Genomic DNA, 18,743 nt, shown 5'->3' with positions numbered 1-18,743 from the left:
GGCTGGGACCGCGCCCGATCAGACCCGCTCGACCAGCAACGCCTGCAGGGTGTGGCCGATCGCACCGACCTCGTCGAAGAGCGTTCCGGTGGTCGCGCCCACCCCGTCGGGACCGATCGAGGCCCGCGCTGTCACCCCGATCCACTGCCCGACGGGCCGGCGGTGCAGGTGCGTGATGACGTCGGTATTGAGGAATCGCCACTCGTGGGGCTCGAGGACCGCTCCGACGCCGTTGGCGATGTCCGCCACGCACATCACGTGCTCGGCGGGGGTCGTCTCCTCACCTGCCACCAGCGGCAGGGTGGGCCGCGCCCACACCGTGCCGTCCTCGGCACCCCGGATCTCGAGAGAGTCGATGTAACCGCTGGTCCAGCGGTTGAAGAACTCACTGTTGTGATCGGCCCCAGGCAGCCGGCGGGGCTGATCCAGCGTCTGCTCGACCTCCGCGGTGTCGCTGACGAGCATCCGCCACGCACTCGCCCGGGCGACGATCCGTCCCCGCGCCTCGAGCTCGGACTCGACCAGCTGGATCCGCCGGCCCGGTCGGGTCACGCGCGCCCGCGTCCGCAACTCGCCCAGGGGCACCGGACCCAGCAGGTCGACCGCCACCCGCGCGATGCGAGTCTCCTCGGACGGGTCCAGCCGATCCATCGCCCGGGTGAGGAGGGCAGAGGGCGGGGCCCCGTGTTGCAGGTCGGGGCCCCAGGCGCTCACGGTGTGCGGCGTCGCTCGGAAGACCTCCCAGCCGCCGTCGGTACCCAGCGGCTCGAAGTAGGCCTCCGTCATCATGTTCTCCTCGGTTCTCCCTGACCTGACAGCAGAGTGTCCGTCCCGGCTGGTACCACCCGCGTCCCGGGCCACCCCGGGTACTCCGGCGGGGTACCGCCGTACGCCGGACACAGGGCCTGATGATTGCACCAGTCGCACAGGCGGGACGTACGGGGGCGGAAGTCCCCGGTCTCCCCGGCCCGCTCGATCTCCGACCAGAGAGAGTCGAGGGACGCCTCGGTCTCGCCCAGGGATGCATGATCCGGGGTGAGGGTGAGCCAGCTGCCGTTCTTGAGGTAGATGAGTTTGAGCTGGGCGGGGAGCACCCCGTGGACGCGGTGGTACATCAGGGCGTAGAAGCGCATCTGGAACATCGCCTGGTGCTGGTACCGCGGGTTCGGGGGTTTGCCGGTCTTGTAGTCGACGACCCTGACCTCGCCGGTCGGCGCCACGTCGACCCGGTCGAGGTAGCCGTGGAGCGGGGTGCCCGACTGAGTGGCCGTGAGCAGGTACTGCTCGCACGAGGCGGGGGAGAAGCGCTGCGGGTCCTCGACGCCGTAGAGGGCCGAGACCAGGCCCGCGACCTCGGCCTCGAACCCGGGGCGTTCGGCCACAGGTACCACGTCGGCCCCGTCCTCCGCCGCGTAGAAGTGCTCGACGGCGGCGGGGACGAGGTCCGCGGCGCGCTGCGGCGCCCGATCGGACTGCTCGAGGCCGTAGAGCTCCTCGAGCACCGAGTGGACGACGGTGCCCGTCACCTGGGCGCGTGTCTTGGGCTCCGGGATCCGGTCGATGGTGCGCAGGCGGTACAGCAGCGGGCACTGCCGGAAGTCCGCCGCGCGCGAGGCGGACAGGGCGAGGGGCTTGCGTTCCGGCAGGGGTACGTCGCCCGCTGCCGGGATGCCGCCGATTTCCAGGGGATCCGTCACACCTGGCAGGGTAGACAACCGGTCGGACAACCGGCCCGTATGTCCCCCTGGAGGTCCCGTGCAGCGATCCGGTCCGTTCGTCGTGGGCGACCGCGTCCAACTCACCGACACCAAGGGGCGGAAGTACACGGTCGTCCTCGTCGAGGGCGCCGAGTTCTTCACCCACCACGGGGCCGTCCGCCACGACGACCTGATCGGTGCGCCGGAGGGGTCGATCGTCACCTCGACCAAGGACTCCCACTACCTCGCGCTCCGGCCGCTCCTCACCGACTACGTGCTGTCCATGCCGCGCGGCGCCCAGGTGATCTACCCCAAGGACGCCGCGCAGATCGTGCACGAGGGTGACGTGTTCCCCGGCGCCCGCGTCCTGGAGGCCGGTGCCGGTTCCGGCGCGCTGACCTGTTCGCTGCTCCGGGCGGTGGGCCCCGAGGGGCGGGTGTTCTCGTACGAGATCCGTGAGGACCACGCCGAGCACGCCGAGCGCAACGTCCGTACGTTCTACGGCGAGCACCCCGAGAACTGGGATCTGCGCGTCGCGGACCTGGCCGAGACCTCCGTGGAGGCGCTGGGGGGCCAGGTCGACCGCGTGGTGCTGGACATGCTCGCGCCCTGGGAGTGCCTGCCCACGGTGAGCGACGTGTTGGTGCCCGGCGGGGTGCTGGTCGCCTACGTGGCCACCACGACCCAGCTGTCGGACGTCGTGGAGGCCCTGCGGCGTCAGCAGTGCTGGACCGAGCCCCGGGCGTGGGAGTCGATCAACCGCGGCTGGCACGTGGTCGGCCTGGCCGTGCGTCCGGAGCACCGCATGCAGGGCCACACGGCGTTCCTCGTGACCGCCCGCCGGCTCGCCGAGGGCGTGACCACCCTCAAGCCCAAGCGGCGCAGCGGAAAGGGCTGACCGGCGGACTCGCAGGGACCTGCGCCCGCGTCCGCCGATAGGGTGGAGGGGACGACGACGAGGTGACTCGTCGACGACCAGGAGGGCAGGTGATCGCGTGACCGAGGGACGTTCCCCGGCCGGCGACGGGCAGGACCGGGTCGCCATCGACCGGGCCGAGCTCGCACGGCTGCGGAAGGCCGTGGACGAGGGGGCCCGCTCGGACCGCGAGAAGACGATCAAGATCGACGCCCTCGGCGCCCGCAACGTCCGGCTCGCGGACCTGCTCAAGGACTCGCGCGACCAGCTCGAGGCGCTCAAGAGTGAGGTCGAACGACTCGGCACCCCGCCCAGCACCTACGGCGTGGTCCTGGCCCGACCCTCCGGCCCGGACTCCGTGGAGGTCATGGCCGCGGGTAGGCGGATGCGCCTCGCGATCGCCCCGGGGGTGGACCCTGCCGAACTCACCGCCGGTACGACGGTGCGTCTCAACGAGGCCTTGACCGTGCTCGAGGTCTCCGGAGAGCTGCCCGTCACGGGCGTCACCGCCGTGTTCCGTGACGTACTCGCCGACGGCGTCCGCGCCCGCGTCGTGATGGGCAACGACGAGGAGCACATCGTCGTGCTGGCCACCGCGCTGCGGGGCGGTCGGACCGCCGAGCACCCCGCCCCGGTCCGTCCGGGCGACGCGGTGCTGGTCGACCCCAAGGCGGGCGTGGCGTATGAGGTCGTGCCCAAGGCCGAGGTCGACGAGCTCCTGCTCGAGGAGATCCCGATGGTGGAGTACTCCGACATCGGTGGACTCGGACCGCAGATCGAGCAGATCCGCGACGCCATCGAGCTGCCCTTCATCCACCACGACCTCTACCGCGAGTTCCACCTGGCCCCACCCAAGGGCGTCCTGCTCTACGGGCCCCCCGGCTGCGGCAAGACCCTCATCGCCAAGGCCGTCGCGCACTCGTTGGCCCGCGCGTCGGCGGTCTCCCGGGGCGACGACGTCTCCGACGGTCGCTATCCCAACTCGTACTTCCTGTCCATCAAGGGCCCGGAACTGCTCAACAAGTACGTCGGCGAGACCGAGCGGCACATCCGCTCCATCTTCGAGCGGGCGCGTGAGAAGGCGACCGAGGGCAACCCGGTCATCGTGTTCTTCGACGAGATGGACTCGATCTTCCGCACCCGCGGTTCCGGTGTCTCCTCGGACATGGAGACCACGATCGTGCCCCAGCTGCTCGCGGAGATCGACGGCGTGGAGGACCTGCGCAACGTCATCGTGATCGGCGCCTCCAACCGCGAGGACATGATCGACCCGGCCATCCTGCGCCCCGGCCGGCTCGACCTGAAGATCCGCATCGACCGGCCCGACCGCGACGCCGCGACCGATATCCTGGCGAAATACATCACCCCCGACCTGCGCTTCGACCCGGAGGAGGTCGGGGACGCGGACGAGCAGACGCACGTGGCGGACCTCATCGACCGGATCGTCGACAGGCTCTACACGCGCGACGCGTCCACCACGTACGTGCACCTGGTGTACGCCTCGGGCCGCCGATCCTCCCTGTACCTGGCCGACCTCACCTCCGGGGCGATGCTGCGCAACATCGTGGACCGGGCCAAGAAGCTGGCGATCAAGGACATCGTCCACGGCACCGGGCAGGGCCTGACCACAGACGACTTCCTCGACGCTGTCGACGCCGAGTTCGCCGAGAGCGCGGACCTGCCCAACACCTCCAACCCGCAGGAATGGGCGCGGCTGACCGGTGTCCGCGGTGAGCGCGTCGTCGACGTCTCCATCCCCAACAAGGGCGTGGACCAGTGACCCCTCCCGTTCGGAACGCGTCGGGTGAGGTCGGGCGAGGCCGGATCATCGGCACCGAGATCGAGTTCGGCATCGTCGCGGTCGGGCAGCCCCTGCTCAGCTCGGTGGTCACCTCCACCCAGGTGATCAAGGCCTACACCGACCCCGGGGAGTCCGCCGGCGGCGCCGACGAGACCCGCTGGGACTACGAGTCGGAATCGCCCCTGCGCGACGCCCGCGGTTTCGACCTGGGAGCCGTGCGCGCCTACGACCCCGGCGAGTTCGGGGTGACCAACCGGGTGCTGACCAACGGCGCGCGCTTCTACGTCGACCACGCGCACCCCGAGTACTCCGCGCCGGAAGTCGACTCCCCGCGCGACGCGGTGATCTGGGACAAGGCCGGCGAGCTCGTCATGCACCGCGCCGGGGTCGAGTCCTCGGCGACCGAGGGCAACGCCGAACTCAAGCTGTACAAGAACAACGTCGACGGCAAGGGCGCCTCGTACGGCGCGCACGAGAACTACCTCGTCCGCCGCGACGTCGACTTCGACGCCCTGACCCTGAGCCTGGCACCGCACCTGCTGTCCCGGCAGGTGTTCTGCGGCGCCGGACGCGTGGGGATCGGGCAGTCCGGCGAGACGGCCGGCTTCCAGCTCTCCCAGCGCGCCGACTACATCGAGGTGCTCACCGGGCTCGAGACGACCCTGCGTCGCGGGATCATCAACACCCGCGACGAGCCGCACGCGTCCGACGAGACGTGGCGCCGACTGCACGTGATCATCGGCGACGCGAACATGTCCGAACTGGCGACGTACCTCAAGATCGGCACCACATGCCTAGTCCTGGACGCCATCGAGGAGGGCGTCGACTTCTCCGATCTCCTGCCCGTCGACCCCGTGGAGGCGGTGCACGTCATCAGTCACGACACGTCGCTGACCGCCACGGTGCCGCTGCCCGACGGCCGCGCACTGACCGGGATCGGTCTCCAACGCGAGATCCTGGACCGGGTCGCCGACCTCGTCGGCGACGGCGCCGGCCGACCGGACTGGGCCACCGAGGTCCTCGCCGAATGGCGGGAGATCCTCGACGCCCTCGAGCAGAATCCCATGTCGTGTGCCGACCGCCTGGACTGGCCCGCCAAGCTGCGTCTGCTAGAGGGATTCCGCGCCCGCGACGCGCTGGACTGGGACCACGCACGGCTCGCGCTCATCGACTTCCAGTACCACGACATCGATCCGGAACGCGGCCTCTACAACCGTCTGGTGGCGAAGGGCGCGATGCGCCGACTGACCACCCCAGACGAGGTCGAGGCCGCCGTCACGACCCCGCCCGCCCGGACGCGGGCCTGGGCCAGGGGGCGCTTCCTCGCGGAACTCGGCGACAGCATCCACTCCGCCGGATGGGACCTCGTCGTCGTCGTCGACTCACGCGGCCACCAGCGCCACGTCGACCTCACCGACCCGTACACCGGGACCCGGGAGTACTGCGAGGCGCACCCGGACTTCCTCACCACCGACGGACCGTCACCGTGGTGACCCCACCGACCCACACCTGCACCTCCGACCACCGAACCTCCCACCGTTAAGGAGCAGTCCATGTCCCGGATCCAGAAGAACGCCGGCGGCCCCGGCGAGGGCGACGACGAGGCCGGCCAGATCGCCAAGGCCGCCGACACCACCTCCGCCGACTCGCTGCTCGACGAGATCGACGACATCCTCGAGACCAACGCCGAGGAGTTCGTGAAGTCCTACGTCCAGAAGGGCGGGCAGTAGACCGCCATGATCCGTCGCATCGTCGGGATCGAGACGGAGTTCGGGATCACCAGCGTCGGCGGTGACGGCGCGCGGTCCCTCGGCGCCGACGAGATCGCCCGCTACTTCTTCCGGCCCGTCGTTGAGCGGTGGCGCAGCTCCAACGTCTTCCTGGAGAACGGCTCCCGCCTCTACCTCGACGTGGGCTCCCACCCCGAGTACGCGACCGCCGAATGCGACGGCCTGCGCCAGCTCGTCGCGCACGACAGGGCGGGGGAGCGGATCGTCGACGACCTCGCCCTGCAGGCCGAGCAGGCACTCGCCGCCGAGGGGATCGACGTCAACGTCTATCTGTTCAAGAACAACACCGACTCGGTGGGCAACTCCTACGGGTGCCACGAGAACTACCTGCTCGACCGGGCCACCCAGGTCCGCAGCATCGCCACCACACTGTTGCCGTTCCTCGTGAGCCGGCAGCTCCTCTGCGGCGCCGGCAAGATCCTGCCCGGCACCCCGGCGGGCGTGGGACTCGGCGAGACGGAGGAACCGACGTTCTGCTTCTCCCAGCGCGCCGAACACATGTGGGACGGCGTCTCGTCCGCCACCACCCGGTCGCGACCCCTCATCAACACCCGAGACGAGCCGCACGCCGACTCGACCCGGTTCCGGCGCATGCACGTGATCGTGGGCGACTCCAACATGATCGAGACCACCACGCTGCTCAAGATCGCCAGCACCCGGCTCGTGCTGGAGATGCTCGAGGCGGGCGTCGAGCTGCGCCCGATGGCGGTGGCGCACCCGGTTCGGGCCATTCGGGAGATCAGCCGCGACCTCACCGGCACGCGGCCCGTCGCGATGACCGACGGCACCACCATGACGGCGCTGGAGATCCAGCGCGAGTTTCTCGCCGGGGTCCACCGCTACCTCGACAGCGGCGGCTGGGAGCGCGACGATCGCCCCGACATCGAGCGGTGCGTGGCCCTGTGGGAGCGGGTGCTCGACGCCGTCGAGTCCGGGGACCACGAGTCGATCGCCGCCGACATCGACTGGGCCGCCAAACTGCGGCTCATCCGGCAGGTCCAGGACAAGACCGGCGTCGACCTCGACCACCCGAGGCTGTCCCAGATCGACCTGACCTACCACGACGTGCGGCCCGGACGCGGGCTCCACTCGATCCTCGAACGCCGCGGGCTCGTCTCCCGCGTCGTGGACGACGCCGAGGTGGAGCGGGCCCGCACCGTCGCCCCCGAGACCACCCGCGCCGCGCTGCGTGGCAGGTTCATCACGGCCGCCCGGGACGCCGAGCGCGACTTCACCGTGGACTGGGTCCACCTCAAGGTCTCCGACGGCACCCTGCCCACCGTCGCGCTGACGGACCCGTTCGCCCACGAGGACCCGCGTGTCGACGAACTCGTCGCCGCGCTCGGACGATAGCGTCTCCAGGCGTGCCCACCTCGAAGTCCCAACGTCTGGTCAACCTCGTGATCTGTCTGAGGTCGACCAACGCGTTCCTGTCGGCGGGGGAGATCCGCAGGATGGTCCAGGGGTACGACGACGCCGAGAACGACGCCGCCTACCTGCGGATGTTCGAGCGGGACAAGCGGGAACTGCGCGACGCCGGGGTCCCGCTCGAACAGGGCGCCTCGCTGGCCCCCGGATCGCCGGCCGGGTACCGCATCCCCGCCCACGGGTACGAGCTGCCCGACATCACCCTCACGCCCCAGCAGGCCGGCGTGCTCGCCGTCGCGGCCGAGGTGTGGCGCGAGGGGGAGCGGGCCGCGCGTGCCGACGGGGCGCTGGCCAAACTCACCGCAGCGGGGATCGAGCCCGCGCACGACGCCGGCGCGACCGTGTCCGTGACCGACCCGGCCGAGCTGGCGACCGCCGCCCTGGTCGCCGAGGCGATCGCCGAGGGATCCTCGGTCACGTTCTCGCACACCCCCGCGGGCGCCGCCGAACCCACCTCCCGGCGGGTCGAGCCCTGGTGGACCGGATCCCGCCACGGCCACTGGTACCTCGTCGGTCACGATCTCGACCGTGGCGAACCCCGGACGTTCCGGCTCGTCCGCATCTCCGACGTCCGGCTCGGGCGCGCCGCACGGACCGTCCCCGTCCCGCCGACCGAGCAGGTCCTCGCGTTGCTGGACGGCGCCGTCTCCCGGCTCAACCCCCTGGTGGAGGCCACGGTCTGGGCCGCCGACGGCAGAGCCGCCGAGCTGCGCGCCATGGCCCGGTCCCAGAGCCCCGCCCGGCGATTCGGCAGGGACGGGGTCGACCTCGAGGTCGCCGCGCCGCTCGGTGAACTGTCCGCGCTCGTGGCCGCCCAGGGTGCCGACGCCGTGGCCCTGCGCCCGGCCGAGCTCCGCGTCCGGGTCGTGACGATCCTCACCGCCGCCGAGGAGGCCGCCCGATGAGCGCCCGCGCCGTCCCGCTGGCCACGTTGCTCAGCGTGGTCCCGTACTTCCACACCCGGGGCGCCGTCCCCGTGGCCGACGCGGCCCGCGACCTCGGGTTGACCGAGAAGCAACTCCGGGCCGCCCTGTGGCAACTGTGGTCCTGCGGTCTGCCCGGGTACGGCCCCGGTGACCTGATCGACCTCGCCTTCTCCTCCGAGGACCTCGACGACGCCGATCTCGTGGAGGTGACCTTCACCGCCGGGATCGACCGCCCGGTCCGCCTGACCGCCGCGGAGGCGGTCACGCTCGAGACCGGGCTGGCGGTGTTCCTCGACCAGCCGGAGGTGATCGACCAGGGCGCGCTGCGCGACCTGCTGTCGACGCTCCGGACCGCCACCGGCGCCGACGTGCACGCCGGGGGGCTCGACGCCCGACGCGAGACGGCCGACTCGGACGCGGACGTCGTGCGCACGGCCGTCCACGACGGTCGGGCGCTGCGCTTCGTCTACCACTCGGCCAGCTCCGACACCTCCACCACCCGGGTCGTGGACCCCGCACGCCTGTCCGTCGCCGACGGCCATTCCTACGTCCACGGGGTGGACCGTGAGTCGGGTCAGTGGCGGACGTTCCGCACCGACCGGATGAGCGGGGTCGAGGAGGTGGGGCCGCGCCGCGCGCTGGGACCCCGACCCCAGGACGACGGCGAGGGCCACGTCCGCCTGGAGTCCGCCCGTGTCCCCGCCGCCGCGGCCTGGTTCCTCGACGAGTTCCGTTTCCACAGCGTCGTCCGCCGCCCGGACGGCGACCTGGACGTGGAGATCGCCTACCACGACCGGGCGTGGCTCCTGCGCTTCCTGCTCGGTCACGCGGACGTCGTGCGGGCCGCCGATCCCGAACTGTCCGCCGAGGTGGCGCGCCGCGCCGGCGAGGGGCTGGAGGCCTACTCGGCGGAGCCTGGGGAGACCTCCGTGACGGAATCGTGAATTCTCGGTAAATAACCAGGTAGCAGCCGGTTTCGGGGAGCGCTCGGGTGACGCCGCCCGGTGTGGGTGCGCTAGCATGGGCACGTTGTCAGACAAACGGAGGTTGACATGGGTGCGTTGAGCATCTGGCACTGGCTCATCGTCCTCGCGGTGGTGCTCCTGCTGTTCGGATCGAAGAAGCTCCCGGACGCCGCCCGCGGCCTCGGACGGTCGATGCGCATCTTCAAGTCCGAGATCAAGGAGATGCAGAACGACGACAAGCCGGTCGAGGACCCCGCGCCGCAGGCTCTCACCCAGGCGCAGCCGAACGCCGCCCAGTACGCGCAGCCCCAGGCACAGCAGTCCGCCCAGCCCCAGCCGCAGCCGCAGCAGTATCAGCCGCAGGCACCCCAGCAGTACCAGCCGCAGGGGCAGCCGAATGCCCAGGGGCAGGGTTACCCGCAGGCACCCCAGCAGCCGTACCAGCCACAGGGGCAGCAGCAGTACACCGACCCCACCGCCCCGTACCACGGCGGTCAGGGTCAGCAGGGGCAGTAGGCCGACCCCTCCATGACGCAGACCGACACCGCGGACACCGGCGCCACCCGCAAGGGTGGCGCCGGTCGCCTGCTGACCAGACGCCGCCGCAGGCCCCGCAACCCCGACGGCACCATGCCGTTGATCGAGCACATCTACGAGCTCCGCAACCGCGTGCTCATCGCGATGGCGGCGATCATCGTGACGTTGGGCTTCGGATTCTGGTGGTACGGCAGCGGCTTCTTCGGCATCCCGTCGTTGGGCGGGATCCTCACCGGCCCCTACTGCGACATCCCCCCGGGGGCGCGCCTACAGCTCGGTGACGACGGCGACGAGTGTCGCCTGCTCGCCACCGGACCGTTCGAGCAGTTCATGCTCCGGCTCAAGGTGTCCGCCACCGCCGGCATCGTGTTGGCCAGCCCGGTCTGGCTGTACCAGCTGTGGGCGTTCATCACGCCCGGCCTGCACAAGAACGAGAAGCGCTACGGGGTCGTCTTCACCATCCTGGCCGCGGTGCTGTTCATCGGCGGCGCGGTGCTCGCCTACGTCGTGATCGTCCACGCGTTGGAGTTCCTGCTCTCGATCGGCGACAACGTCCAGACCACCGCGTTGTCCGGCACGCAGTACTTCACGTTCCTCATCCAGCTCATCCTCATCTTCGGCGTGAGCTTCGAGATCCCGCTCCTGATCGCGATGCTCAACGTCGCCGGGGTCGTGAGCTACGAGGTTCTCGCCAAGTCTCGCCGCGGGATCATCATGGGCATCTTCGTCTTCGCGGCCGTGGCCTCGCCCGGCCAGGACCCGTTCTCGATGCTCGCCCTCGCACTGGCGGTGACCATCCTCGTCGAGGGCGCGATCCAGTTCGCCCGCCTGCATGACAAGCGCAAGAACAAGTCCCGCGCCGACTGGCTCGAGGTCGACGACGAATCCGCCTCGCCCCTCGGCCCCGCCGACGACCTCGGCGGATCCAGCCCACTCGAGCGGCCCGCCCCTCTGACCACCCCGGCCCCGGACACTGGCACCCGAACGCCCGGCGACACCCGACCGCTCCAGGCCCCGGCCGGTGGCGGTTCACTCTATGACGACATCACCTGACCGTCCCCGGACCGATCACCTGCTCGAGGACTTCCTCACCGGGGAGGGGTTCTCGCCTGACCCCTTCCAACTGGAGGCGTTCTCCGCCCTCGACGCGGGACGCAACCTGCTCGTCTCGGCGCCCACCGGGTCCGGCAAGACCCTCGTCGGCGAATACGCGGCTAACCGGGCGCTCGCCGGGGGAGGGCGCTGCTTCTACACCACCCCGATCAAGGCGCTGAGCAACCAGAAGTTCCGGCAGTTCCGCACGCGCTTCGGCCCCGAGAACGTGGGGCTGCTCACCGGCGACCACTCGATCGACGCGGACGCGCCCATCGTGGTGATGACCACCGAGGTCCTGCGGAACATGATCTACAGCGGCTCGTCGGCGCTCCACGACCTGGACTGCGTGGTGATGGACGAGATCCACTACCTCGGGGACCGCTCGAGGGGCGTCGTGTGGGAGGAGATCATCCTCACCCTCGATCCGGCCGTCCGCCTGGTCGGGCTGTCCGCCACCCTGAGCAACACCGACGAGCTGGGCGACTGGATCACCGAGATCCGTGGCGACACCGCGGTGGTGCTGTCCGAGCACCGTCCCGTGCCGCTGGCCCACATGCTCTACACCGATGGGGACCTGATCCCCATCCAGGCCGCTGCCGACCAGCGCAGACGGTCCCGGAGCGGCTACCACGAGGAGCGGGTCGCGGCCCGGCCCCGAGCGCAGTGGGCCAGACGCCAGGACGTCATCGAGAAGCTCGACGACGAGCGACTCCTGCCGGCCATCTACTTCGTGTTCTCCCGGGCGGGGTGCGACGGCGCGGTCGCTCAGATGCGTCGCGCCCGCCTCCGGCTCACCACCGGGGAGGAGGCCCGGCGTATTGCCTCACACGTGGACGCCGCCTGCGCCGAGGTCCCACAACACGACCTCGACGCCCTCGATTTCACCTCGTTCCGCGCCGGGCTGGTCAACGGGCTCGCCGCCCATCACGCCGGGATGCTCCCGCTCTTCCGCACCATCGTGGAGGAGCTGTTCTCCGCAGGGCTGATCAAGGTCGTGTTCGCGACCGAGACCCTGGCGCTGGGCATCCACATGCCGGCTCGCGCGGTGGTGCTGGAGAAGACGACCAAGTTCAACGGCGACACCCACGCGATGCTCACCTCCGCGGAGTACTCACAGATCACGGGCCGGGCCGGCAGACGGGGCATCGACACCAAGGGCACGGCAGTCGTGCTCGACCAGCCGGACCTCGACCTGGACGCCCTGTCCGCGCTCGTCGACACCCCGCGGTTCCCATTGCACAGTGCCTTCGCTCCCGACTATTCGATGGCGGTCAACCTCGTCGAGCAGCTCGGCGTCGAGGAGGCCACCATCCTGATCGGCCGGTCGTTCGCCCAGTTCCAGACCGACCGCACCCTGGTGTCCCGGTCCCGCGCCATCGAGCGCCGGTCCGATGAGCGCGACCGCATGCGGGCGTCGCTCGAGGAGGCCGGGGGAGACGCGGACCTCGACGAGTACATGGGGTTGCGCGCCGAGCTCAGCCGGTTGGAACGCAAGGCCGAGAAGTCGAATCGGGACGACCGGCTGGCGTCCGTGCGCGCGGCCATGCTCAAGCAGACCGCCGGCTCCGTGATCACCGTGGGCCGCAAACGATTCGGCATGGTGGCGACCGTGCTGCAGGTCCGGACCGACATCCAGTCCGACCCCGCGCTGCTCTGTCTCACGGACACCGGGTGGACCGGCTGGTTACGCCAGAACGACTTCGCCTCGCCCCCGATCCCGGTGGGTCGGGTCGACCTGCCCAAGGGCCGCCGCAAGCTCGACGGGCGCGCCAAGCGGGCACTGGTCCAGCGGATGGAGCACCTGCGGGGCAAGGCGAAGGGTCGGATGAAGAACGCCGGCGGTAAGCCGGTCCGCAAGGACCCGCGGATCGCCGCGGCGCGCCGGGCACTCCGGCAGCACCCGCTGCACGAGGACCCCCGGATGGACAAGCTCGCCCGCCTCCACGAGCGCTGGGCCCGCGCCGACGCCGACGTGGCCGCGCTCACCGCCGAGGTCGACGCCGACGCCGACTCGCTGGCCCGCCGCTTCCGCCGCATCGTCGACCTGCTCCGGCACCTCGGTTATCTCGAGAAGGTGGACGGCGTACTCCGTGCCACCGACGCCGGGCGGCTCCTGGCCGGAGTACACACCGAGCAGGACCTGTTCGTCGCCGAATGCCTGCGGCGGGGAGTGTGGCGCGGGCTCGACGCCGCCGGCCTCGCGGCGGTCGTCACCACGGTCGTGGCCCACCCGCGGACGGACTCCGCGGTCCGCGACCCCTCCGACGACACCCTGCGCGCCGCCCTCGCCGAGACGCAGCGGGTGGCCGGTGACGTCGCCGAGATCGAACGCGCGCACCGCCTGCCCACCACCCCGGACCTGGACGCCGGCCTCGCGCCCGTGATGCACCACTGGGTCTCCGGCGGGGCGCTCGCCTCGATCCTCGCCGCCTCGTGGCAGGAGGGCGTCGAACTCACCGCCGGCGACTTCGTCCGCTCCGCCCGCCTCGTGGTGGACGTCCTCGCCCAGGTCGGTCAGGTCGCCGAACCGGAGCTCGCCCGCACCGCCCGGTCCGCCGTGGGGTCACTGCGCCGCGGTGTGGTGCTCGACCACATGGCCTGAGCCGACGCGGGCGAGCGGCGACGGGATCGGGGCGACGGGCGCCTGCCCGGCTCAGACCGCGTCGAGCCCCTCGGTCGCCTCGACGAGCCGGCCGATCGCGCGGGCCTGCCCGGTCGATGCGCCCAGGGCCCCGATCCGATCGAGATCGACGGCCCCGCGGCGACCGTCGATGTCGCCCTCGAACCGCACGTCGAACGCGCGGCCGCCCAGGCGGACGACCCCGCGCGCGGCGGCGAGGTAGTCGGCACCCTCGGTGATCGCCGTGCGCTGGCGGGCGGTGAGCGCCGACCCCGGATCGCCGGCAGCGGCGACGATCCCGTCGAGGTCGCCGTACTCGCGCAACAGGGTCGCGGCGGTCTTCGCACCGACCCCCGCCACGCCGGGCAACCCGTCCGAGGCGTCCCCGACCAGCACCGCGTAGTCCGCGTAGACCCGGGCGTCGTCACCGACGGGCAGATCGAAGCGCTGCGCCACGACCTCCGGGGTGTACGTCAGACGCTTCTTCATCCCCGCTCCCACGTACACCACCGTGGTGCTCGCCGATGCCAGCTGGAACAGGTCGCGGTCGCCCGTCACGACCAGCACATCGCGATCCCGGGCGGCCAGCGCGGCCAGCACGTCGTCGGCCTCCGCGTCCTCCGCCCACGCCTGGGCGATGCCCGCCGCCCCGAGGATTCCGCGGATCGACTCGACCTGCGGGCCCAGTGACGCGGGGGCGTCCTCCTCGCCGTCGTCACCCACGCGGTGCGCCTTGTACGAGGGCAACAACTCCACCCGCCAGTCCGGACGCCACGCGCGGTCGAGGCCGGCCACCAGGCCGGTCGGGGAGTACTCGTCCACGAGCACGGCCACCATGTCGCAGAAGCCGCGCACGGCGTTGGCGGGGGAGCCGTCCGGGCCGGTGATCTTCTCGGGCACGGAGTGGAACGCGCGGAACCACAAGCCGGCGCTGTCGAGAACCATGAGCGGGGCCTGGGACACCGCGCCTCCTTGATGTCGTCGGGTCGGGAGCTAGTAGCTGCCGTCAGGCTAGTCGGCTCCGGCCCACCGCGGCCCCGGCCTACGGTGGAGGACATGAACAGCCCCACTACGCAGATCCACTCGCACCGTCTGGCAGCCGTCCGCGATCGCGCGCGGGACCTCGGGATCGACCACGTGGTGGTGTATTCCGGCGAGGACATGTCCTACCTCACCGGTGAGCGCATGGACTCGCACGAGCGGCTCACCGCGCTGGTCGTGCCCGTGGACGGGGCAGAGCCACTGCTGGTGCTGCCGTCGCTCGAACTCACCGACGTCACCCGGCGCGCCGCCGACCGTGTGGGAGCGATGATCCACCCGTGGGCGGACGGGACCGACGCCATCGCGCTCGTCACCGGGTCGGTCGCCGGGCGGGTGGCGGTGTCCACCGCCCTGCCGGCGTTGCACCTGGTGCCGCTCCAGGACGGAATCGACGGCGAGGTGGTCCTCGCCTCGGAGGTGATCGACCACGTGCGGGCCGTGAAGACCGCGCACGAGGTGGGCGAGCTCGCCGAGGCCGCCCGTCGCATCGATGCAGTGCATGCCCGGATGGGGGAGTTCCTGCAGGTGGGCCGGACCGAGGCGGAGGTGGGCGAGCTCATCACCGCCGCCATCGAGGCCGAGGGGCTCACGCGCGCCGAGTTCGTGATCGTCGGCTCGGGCCCGAATGGCGCCGACCCGCACCACGGGGTGTCCGACCGGGTGGTCGAGACCGGGGACATCGTGGTGGTGGACATCGGCGGGCCGCTGCCCAGCGGCTATCACTCCGACTGCACCCGGACCTACTCGATGGGCCAGCCCTCCGCCGAGGTCGCCAAGACGTACGCGGTGCTGGAGGAGGCGCAGCGCCTGGCACGCGAGTCCGTCCGACCGGGGATCGCGATCGGCGAGGTCGATGCCGCCGCACGCGAGCACCTCGCCGCGGCCGGGCTCGGGGAGTTGTTCATCCACCGCACCGGGCACGGGATCGGCCTGGGACTGCACGAGCCGCCGTTCGTCGCACCCGGAGCCGATACCGTGCTGGAGGAAGGGATGACCTTCTCGGTCGAGCCCGGCGTCTACACGACCGGGTCGTGGGGCGCGCGGCTCGAGGACATCGTGGCCGTCACCGCCGATGGCCGCCGCGACCTCAACGACGGCGAGCGCGGCCTGCGCGTCCTCTAGAGTCGGCGGACGCCAGCCTGCCCGCATCCGCTCCCGCCCCTGGCGCCTCGCCCCCGCCCCTGCACGCGTCCGCCACAGCCGCCCCCGGGCATGTCGTCCGGCCTGCGCCTCGGCTCACGCGAGACGCCATGGCGGCGGGCGGCTATGACCGAGCAGGCGAACCCGGGAGATTCCTCTGATTCCGTCCGGCAGGCCGCGGCCCGGCGCGCACCCAGCGCGCACCCGCCGAGCGCCCGGCCGCGGTGTCAGTCGCCGGTGAACATCTGCTTGGAGCCCAGGACGCGATCCACCTCGATCGCCAACACCACCCGCTCGGGGTTCGGACTCGGCTCGCGGTACCGCAGCGCGTAGCGGCGCTCGCCCTCGCGGACCGAGTCGGGATCCTCGAGGAGGCGGATGGTGCCCTCGAAGGTGAGCCACCGTCCGCGGTCGACGTGCGAGACCGCCGCGCGGCCGCCACGCCGGGCGTTGGCCGCCTTCTGCGATCCCCGCCGGGTGATGACGCGCGCCAGCCCGCCCTCCACGTCGATCGTGAAGCCCACGGCGACCACGTGGGGCGAACCGTCGCGCCGGAGTGTGGTCAGGCTGCCGAGGTGGTATTCGGACAGGAACCGGTGTGCCTCGTCAGAGAGTTCTGCCATCGAGTGGGCCATGACGCCGAGCCTGCCACAGTGAACCGACTGCAGTGAGCCGGCCGCAGTGAGCGGACCGCAGTAAGCCGACGCAGAGCGCGACGCGGTACGTGGGACACTGGGCCCATGCCCACATCCGCAACCCCGTCGTCCCGGTCCGAATCCGGCGGTGAGGTCGTGGTGGTCTTCGGTGGCCGCAGCGAGATCGGTCTGGCCGTCGCCCACCGCCTCGCACCCGGCCGCACCGTCGTGCTCGCGAGCCGCCCCGGTGGCGACGTCTCCGCGCTCGAGGCCCCACTCCGGACCGCGGGCGCCGTCGCGGTGGAGCTCGTGGACTTCGACGCCGACGACCTCGACTCGCACGCCGCGATCGTGGCGGACATCGAGACCCGGGTCGGGGAGATCGACATCGCCGTCCTGGCGTTCGGCATCCTGGGCGACCAGGAGGTGGCCGAGCGCGATTCCCGGGCCGCGGCCCGCATCCTGCACACCGACTTCGTGGCGCAGGCCGCGCTTCTCACGGTCCTCGCCGAGCGGATGAAGCCCCGTCGCCGCGGGGTTCTCGTGGCGTTCTCCTCGGTCGCCGGGCAGCGGGTCAGGCGCGCCAACTACGTGTACGGCTCGGCCAAGGCGGGACTCGACGGGTTCGCCTCCGGCATGGCCGACGCCCTGCACGGCACGGGCGTCACGCTGGTGATCCCGCGTCCGGGCTTCGTGATCGGCCGGATGACCGAGGGCATGGACCCCGCACCGTTCTCGTCCACGCCGGACCAGGTGGCGGACGCGGTGGTCGACCGGGTGGAGTCGCGCACGGCGGGTGTGGTGTGGATCCCGTGGCAGCTGCGCGTGATGTTCGCCGTCGCACGGCTCGTCCCGCAGCCGATCTGGAGGCGGATGCCGCGGTGAGCGCTCCACCCCGGTCGGGCGCCGACCCGGCCGCCGTACACCTTGTCGGCACCGGTCCCGGCCCCGTCGATCTGCTCACCGTCCGCGCCTCCCGACTCATCGCCATGAGCGGCACCGTCCTGGCCGAGCCGGGTCCGATCGGCCCTGGGGCGCTGGGACTGTGCCCGTCGACGGCCCTGGTCATCGACGCCTCCGCGCTGTCGCCGACGGACGCCGCCGCGAGGATGCGTGAGGCCGTCGACCGCGGCGACCGGGTCGTCCGGCTCTATGCGGGCGATCCCACGGACCACCCCGAGCTGCCGGCCCACACCGGCGCCCTCGACGCCGAGGGGATCAGCTGGGAACTCGTGCCCGGCATTCGTTCCGGCGCCCCTGTCGAGGCCCTCCGGGACGCGCGGCCCGCGCCCGCCCCGGAGGCCCCGCGGTCTCAGCCCGTCGCCCCGCCCGCGACCGCGATGCCGGGAGGCTCGCCCGGCCTGATCCTGGTGCTGGGGGGCACGGGCGAGGCCCGTCGACTCGCCGACCTCATGGTCACCGCCGGGCTGGACGTCGTCACCTCGCTGGCGGGCAAGGTCACGCGGCCGAGACTCCCCCGTGGGGAGGTGCGGATCGGTGGCTTCGGAGGTGCGGAGGGATTAACGCACTGGATGCGCGAGAACGGCGTCAGCGCCGTCATCGACGCGACCGACCCGTTCGCCGACCAGATCTCGGTGTCCGCGGTCCACGCCGCGCGCGAGACGGCCACGCCGCTGCTCCGCCTGCACCGCCCGCCGTGGACCGAGCAGGCGGGCGACGAGTGGATCCGCGTCCCGGACATGCAGACCGCGGCCCACGTGGTGCGGGAGCGTTTCCGCCGGCCGATGCTCACGGTCGGCAAGCAGGGCGCGTCCGCGTTCGCCGGGGACACCCGGGGGTCGTATCTCATCCGGTGCTCCGAGCCGCCCCCCGGGGCGCTGCCGCACCGCTACCTGCTGGTATTGGACCGGGGCCCCTTCGGGGTGGAGTCCGAGCGGACGCTAATGTCCCGCCACCGGATCGACGTGCTGGTCACCCGCAACAGCGGCGGAGCCACCTCCGAGGCCAAGCTCGCCGCCGCCCGCGACCTGCGCATACCGGTGGTGATGGTGGACCGGCCCGAGACCCCGCAGGCCCCTCGGGTCCCTGAGACCGTGCACTCCGTCGAGGACGCCGCCCGCTGGCTGGTCGAGCGGTTCGGCGCGCGCTGAGCCTGCCCAACTGCTGAGCCGACCTCACCACAGAACCGACC

General features: G+C 71.6%; 17 protein-coding genes. 13 read left to right on the top strand and 4 right to left on the bottom strand.

From position 1 onward, the window contains the following. Positions 1-18 precede the first annotated feature (18 nt). Both VZF99_RS07265 and VZF99_RS07260 read right to left on the bottom strand, forming a co-directional pair. Positions 19-786, bottom strand: a complete 768-nt coding sequence (locus tag VZF99_RS07265) for a thioesterase family protein (protein WP_407335988.1) — start codon at positions 784-786, stop codon at positions 19-21. Further along, entirely contained in the window at positions 786-1,697 is a 912-nt protein-coding gene (locus VZF99_RS07260) for a RecB family exonuclease (protein WP_185950532.1), read from the bottom strand. Before VZF99_RS07260 ends, VZF99_RS07265 begins: the two co-directional genes overlap by 1 nt. Positions 1,698-1,755: 58 nt before the next feature. Here VZF99_RS07260 and VZF99_RS07255 point away from each other — a divergent pair, with 58 nt between their 5' ends. The 10 genes from VZF99_RS07255 to VZF99_RS07210 all read left to right on the top strand — a co-directional run bounded on the left by VZF99_RS07255 (position 1,756) and on the right by VZF99_RS07210 (position 13,757). Further along, the gene (locus VZF99_RS07255) at positions 1,756-2,595 is read left to right on the top strand and encodes a tRNA (adenine-N1)-methyltransferase (protein WP_069390069.1); all 840 of its coding nucleotides are present in this window, start codon (positions 1,756-1,758) and stop codon (positions 2,593-2,595) included. 97 nt (positions 2,596-2,692) lie between these two features. Beyond that, complete coding sequence (gene arc / locus VZF99_RS07250; RefSeq protein ID WP_154830712.1) at positions 2,693-4,393, top strand: proteasome ATPase; 1,701 nt, start codon at positions 2,693-2,695, stop codon at positions 4,391-4,393. Further along, entirely contained in the window at positions 4,390-5,907 is a 1,518-nt protein-coding gene (gene dop / locus VZF99_RS07245; protein WP_407335987.1) for a depupylase/deamidase Dop, read from the top strand. Before arc ends, dop begins: the two co-directional genes overlap by 4 nt. A gap of 60 nt (positions 5,908-5,967) precedes the next feature. Next, the gene (locus VZF99_RS07240; RefSeq protein WP_154830710.1) at positions 5,968-6,144 is read left to right on the top strand and encodes a ubiquitin-like protein Pup; all 177 of its coding nucleotides are present in this window, start codon (positions 5,968-5,970) and stop codon (positions 6,142-6,144) included. A 6-nt stretch (positions 6,145-6,150) separates the two neighbouring features. Next, a complete protein-coding gene (gene pafA, locus VZF99_RS07235; RefSeq protein ID WP_407335986.1) occupies positions 6,151-7,557 on the top strand; it encodes a Pup--protein ligase in 1,407 nt (468 codons plus the stop codon). 11 nt (positions 7,558-7,568) lie between these two features. Continuing rightward, the gene (locus VZF99_RS07230) at positions 7,569-8,537 is read left to right on the top strand and encodes a YafY family protein (protein ID WP_185950537.1); all 969 of its coding nucleotides are present in this window, start codon (positions 7,569-7,571) and stop codon (positions 8,535-8,537) included. Beyond that, positions 8,534-9,502 (top strand): helix-turn-helix transcriptional regulator, encoded by a 969-nt coding sequence (locus VZF99_RS07225; protein ID WP_407335985.1) that lies wholly within the window; start codon positions 8,534-8,536, stop codon positions 9,500-9,502. The genes VZF99_RS07230 and VZF99_RS07225 overlap by 4 nt, the downstream gene beginning before the upstream one ends. A gap of 108 nt (positions 9,503-9,610) precedes the next feature. Further along, positions 9,611-10,039: a Sec-independent protein translocase subunit TatA gene (gene tatA / locus VZF99_RS07220; protein WP_120283197.1), complete on the top strand. Its 429-nt coding sequence runs from the start codon at positions 9,611-9,613 to the stop codon at positions 10,037-10,039. A gap of 12 nt (positions 10,040-10,051) precedes the next feature. Next, the gene (gene tatC, locus VZF99_RS07215; RefSeq protein ID WP_132063311.1) at positions 10,052-11,113 is read left to right on the top strand and encodes a twin-arginine translocase subunit TatC; all 1,062 of its coding nucleotides are present in this window, start codon (positions 10,052-10,054) and stop codon (positions 11,111-11,113) included. Then, complete coding sequence (locus VZF99_RS07210) at positions 11,097-13,757, top strand: DEAD/DEAH box helicase (RefSeq protein WP_407335984.1); 2,661 nt, start codon at positions 11,097-11,099, stop codon at positions 13,755-13,757. Before tatC ends, VZF99_RS07210 begins: the two co-directional genes overlap by 17 nt. Positions 13,758-13,808: 51 nt before the next feature. Here the strand turns inward: VZF99_RS07210 and VZF99_RS07205 are convergent, their stop codons facing one another. Beyond that, positions 13,809-14,738, bottom strand: coding sequence for a 5'-3' exonuclease H3TH domain-containing protein (locus tag VZF99_RS07205; protein ID WP_407335983.1), 930 nt, complete (start codon positions 14,736-14,738; stop codon positions 13,809-13,811). Positions 14,739-14,831: 93 nt separating this feature from the next. Between VZF99_RS07205 and VZF99_RS07200 the strand changes: the two genes are divergently transcribed. Then, entirely contained in the window at positions 14,832-15,938 is a 1,107-nt protein-coding gene (locus VZF99_RS07200; protein WP_407335982.1) for a M24 family metallopeptidase, read from the top strand. 245 nt (positions 15,939-16,183) lie between these two features. Here VZF99_RS07200 and VZF99_RS07195 read toward each other — a convergent pair whose 3' ends face one another. Next, positions 16,184-16,591: a pyridoxamine 5'-phosphate oxidase family protein gene (locus VZF99_RS07195; protein ID WP_069389236.1), complete on the bottom strand. Its 408-nt coding sequence runs from the start codon at positions 16,589-16,591 to the stop codon at positions 16,184-16,186. Positions 16,592-16,696: 105 nt separating this feature from the next. On the opposite strand from VZF99_RS07195, the gene VZF99_RS07190 reads away from it, so the two are divergent. Together VZF99_RS07190 and VZF99_RS07185 are read left to right on the top strand one after the other, a co-directional pair. Continuing rightward, complete coding sequence (locus VZF99_RS07190; protein WP_067714487.1) at positions 16,697-17,476, top strand: SDR family NAD(P)-dependent oxidoreductase; 780 nt, start codon at positions 16,697-16,699, stop codon at positions 17,474-17,476. Further along, positions 17,473-18,702: a cobalt-precorrin-6A reductase gene (locus VZF99_RS07185; protein ID WP_259822662.1), complete on the top strand. Its 1,230-nt coding sequence runs from the start codon at positions 17,473-17,475 to the stop codon at positions 18,700-18,702. The genes VZF99_RS07190 and VZF99_RS07185 overlap by 4 nt, the downstream gene beginning before the upstream one ends. The last annotated feature ends 41 nt before the right edge of the window (positions 18,703-18,743 follow it).

Origin of the sequence: Dietzia kunjamensis (genome assembly GCF_045689975.1) — a bacterium.
Classification (GTDB): domain Bacteria; phylum Actinomycetota; class Actinomycetes; order Mycobacteriales; family Mycobacteriaceae; genus Dietzia; species Dietzia kunjamensis.
This window is presented reverse-complemented; position numbering and strand designations above follow the sequence as displayed.

Coding starts and splice junctions, on each gene's coding strand:
- VZF99_RS07265 (WP_407335988.1), bottom strand. CDS start 786: ATGACGGAGGCCTACTTCGAGCCGCTGGGTACCGACGGCGGCTGGGAG.
- VZF99_RS07240 (WP_154830710.1), top strand. CDS start 5,968: ATGTCCCGGATCCAGAAGAACGCCGGCGGCCCCGGCGAGGGCGACGAC.
- pafA (WP_407335986.1), top strand. CDS start 6,151: ATGATCCGTCGCATCGTCGGGATCGAGACGGAGTTCGGGATCACCAGC.
- VZF99_RS07225 (WP_407335985.1), top strand. CDS start 8,534: ATGAGCGCCCGCGCCGTCCCGCTGGCCACGTTGCTCAGCGTGGTCCCG.
- tatA (WP_120283197.1), top strand. CDS start 9,611: ATGGGTGCGTTGAGCATCTGGCACTGGCTCATCGTCCTCGCGGTGGTG.
- tatC (WP_132063311.1), top strand. CDS start 10,052: ATGACGCAGACCGACACCGCGGACACCGGCGCCACCCGCAAGGGTGGC.
- VZF99_RS07210 (WP_407335984.1), top strand. CDS start 11,097: ATGACGACATCACCTGACCGTCCCCGGACCGATCACCTGCTCGAGGAC.
- VZF99_RS07200 (WP_407335982.1), top strand. CDS start 14,832: ATGAACAGCCCCACTACGCAGATCCACTCGCACCGTCTGGCAGCCGTC.
- VZF99_RS07195 (WP_069389236.1), bottom strand. CDS start 16,591: ATGGCCCACTCGATGGCAGAACTCTCTGACGAGGCACACCGGTTCCTG.
- VZF99_RS07190 (WP_067714487.1), top strand. CDS start 16,697: ATGCCCACATCCGCAACCCCGTCGTCCCGGTCCGAATCCGGCGGTGAG.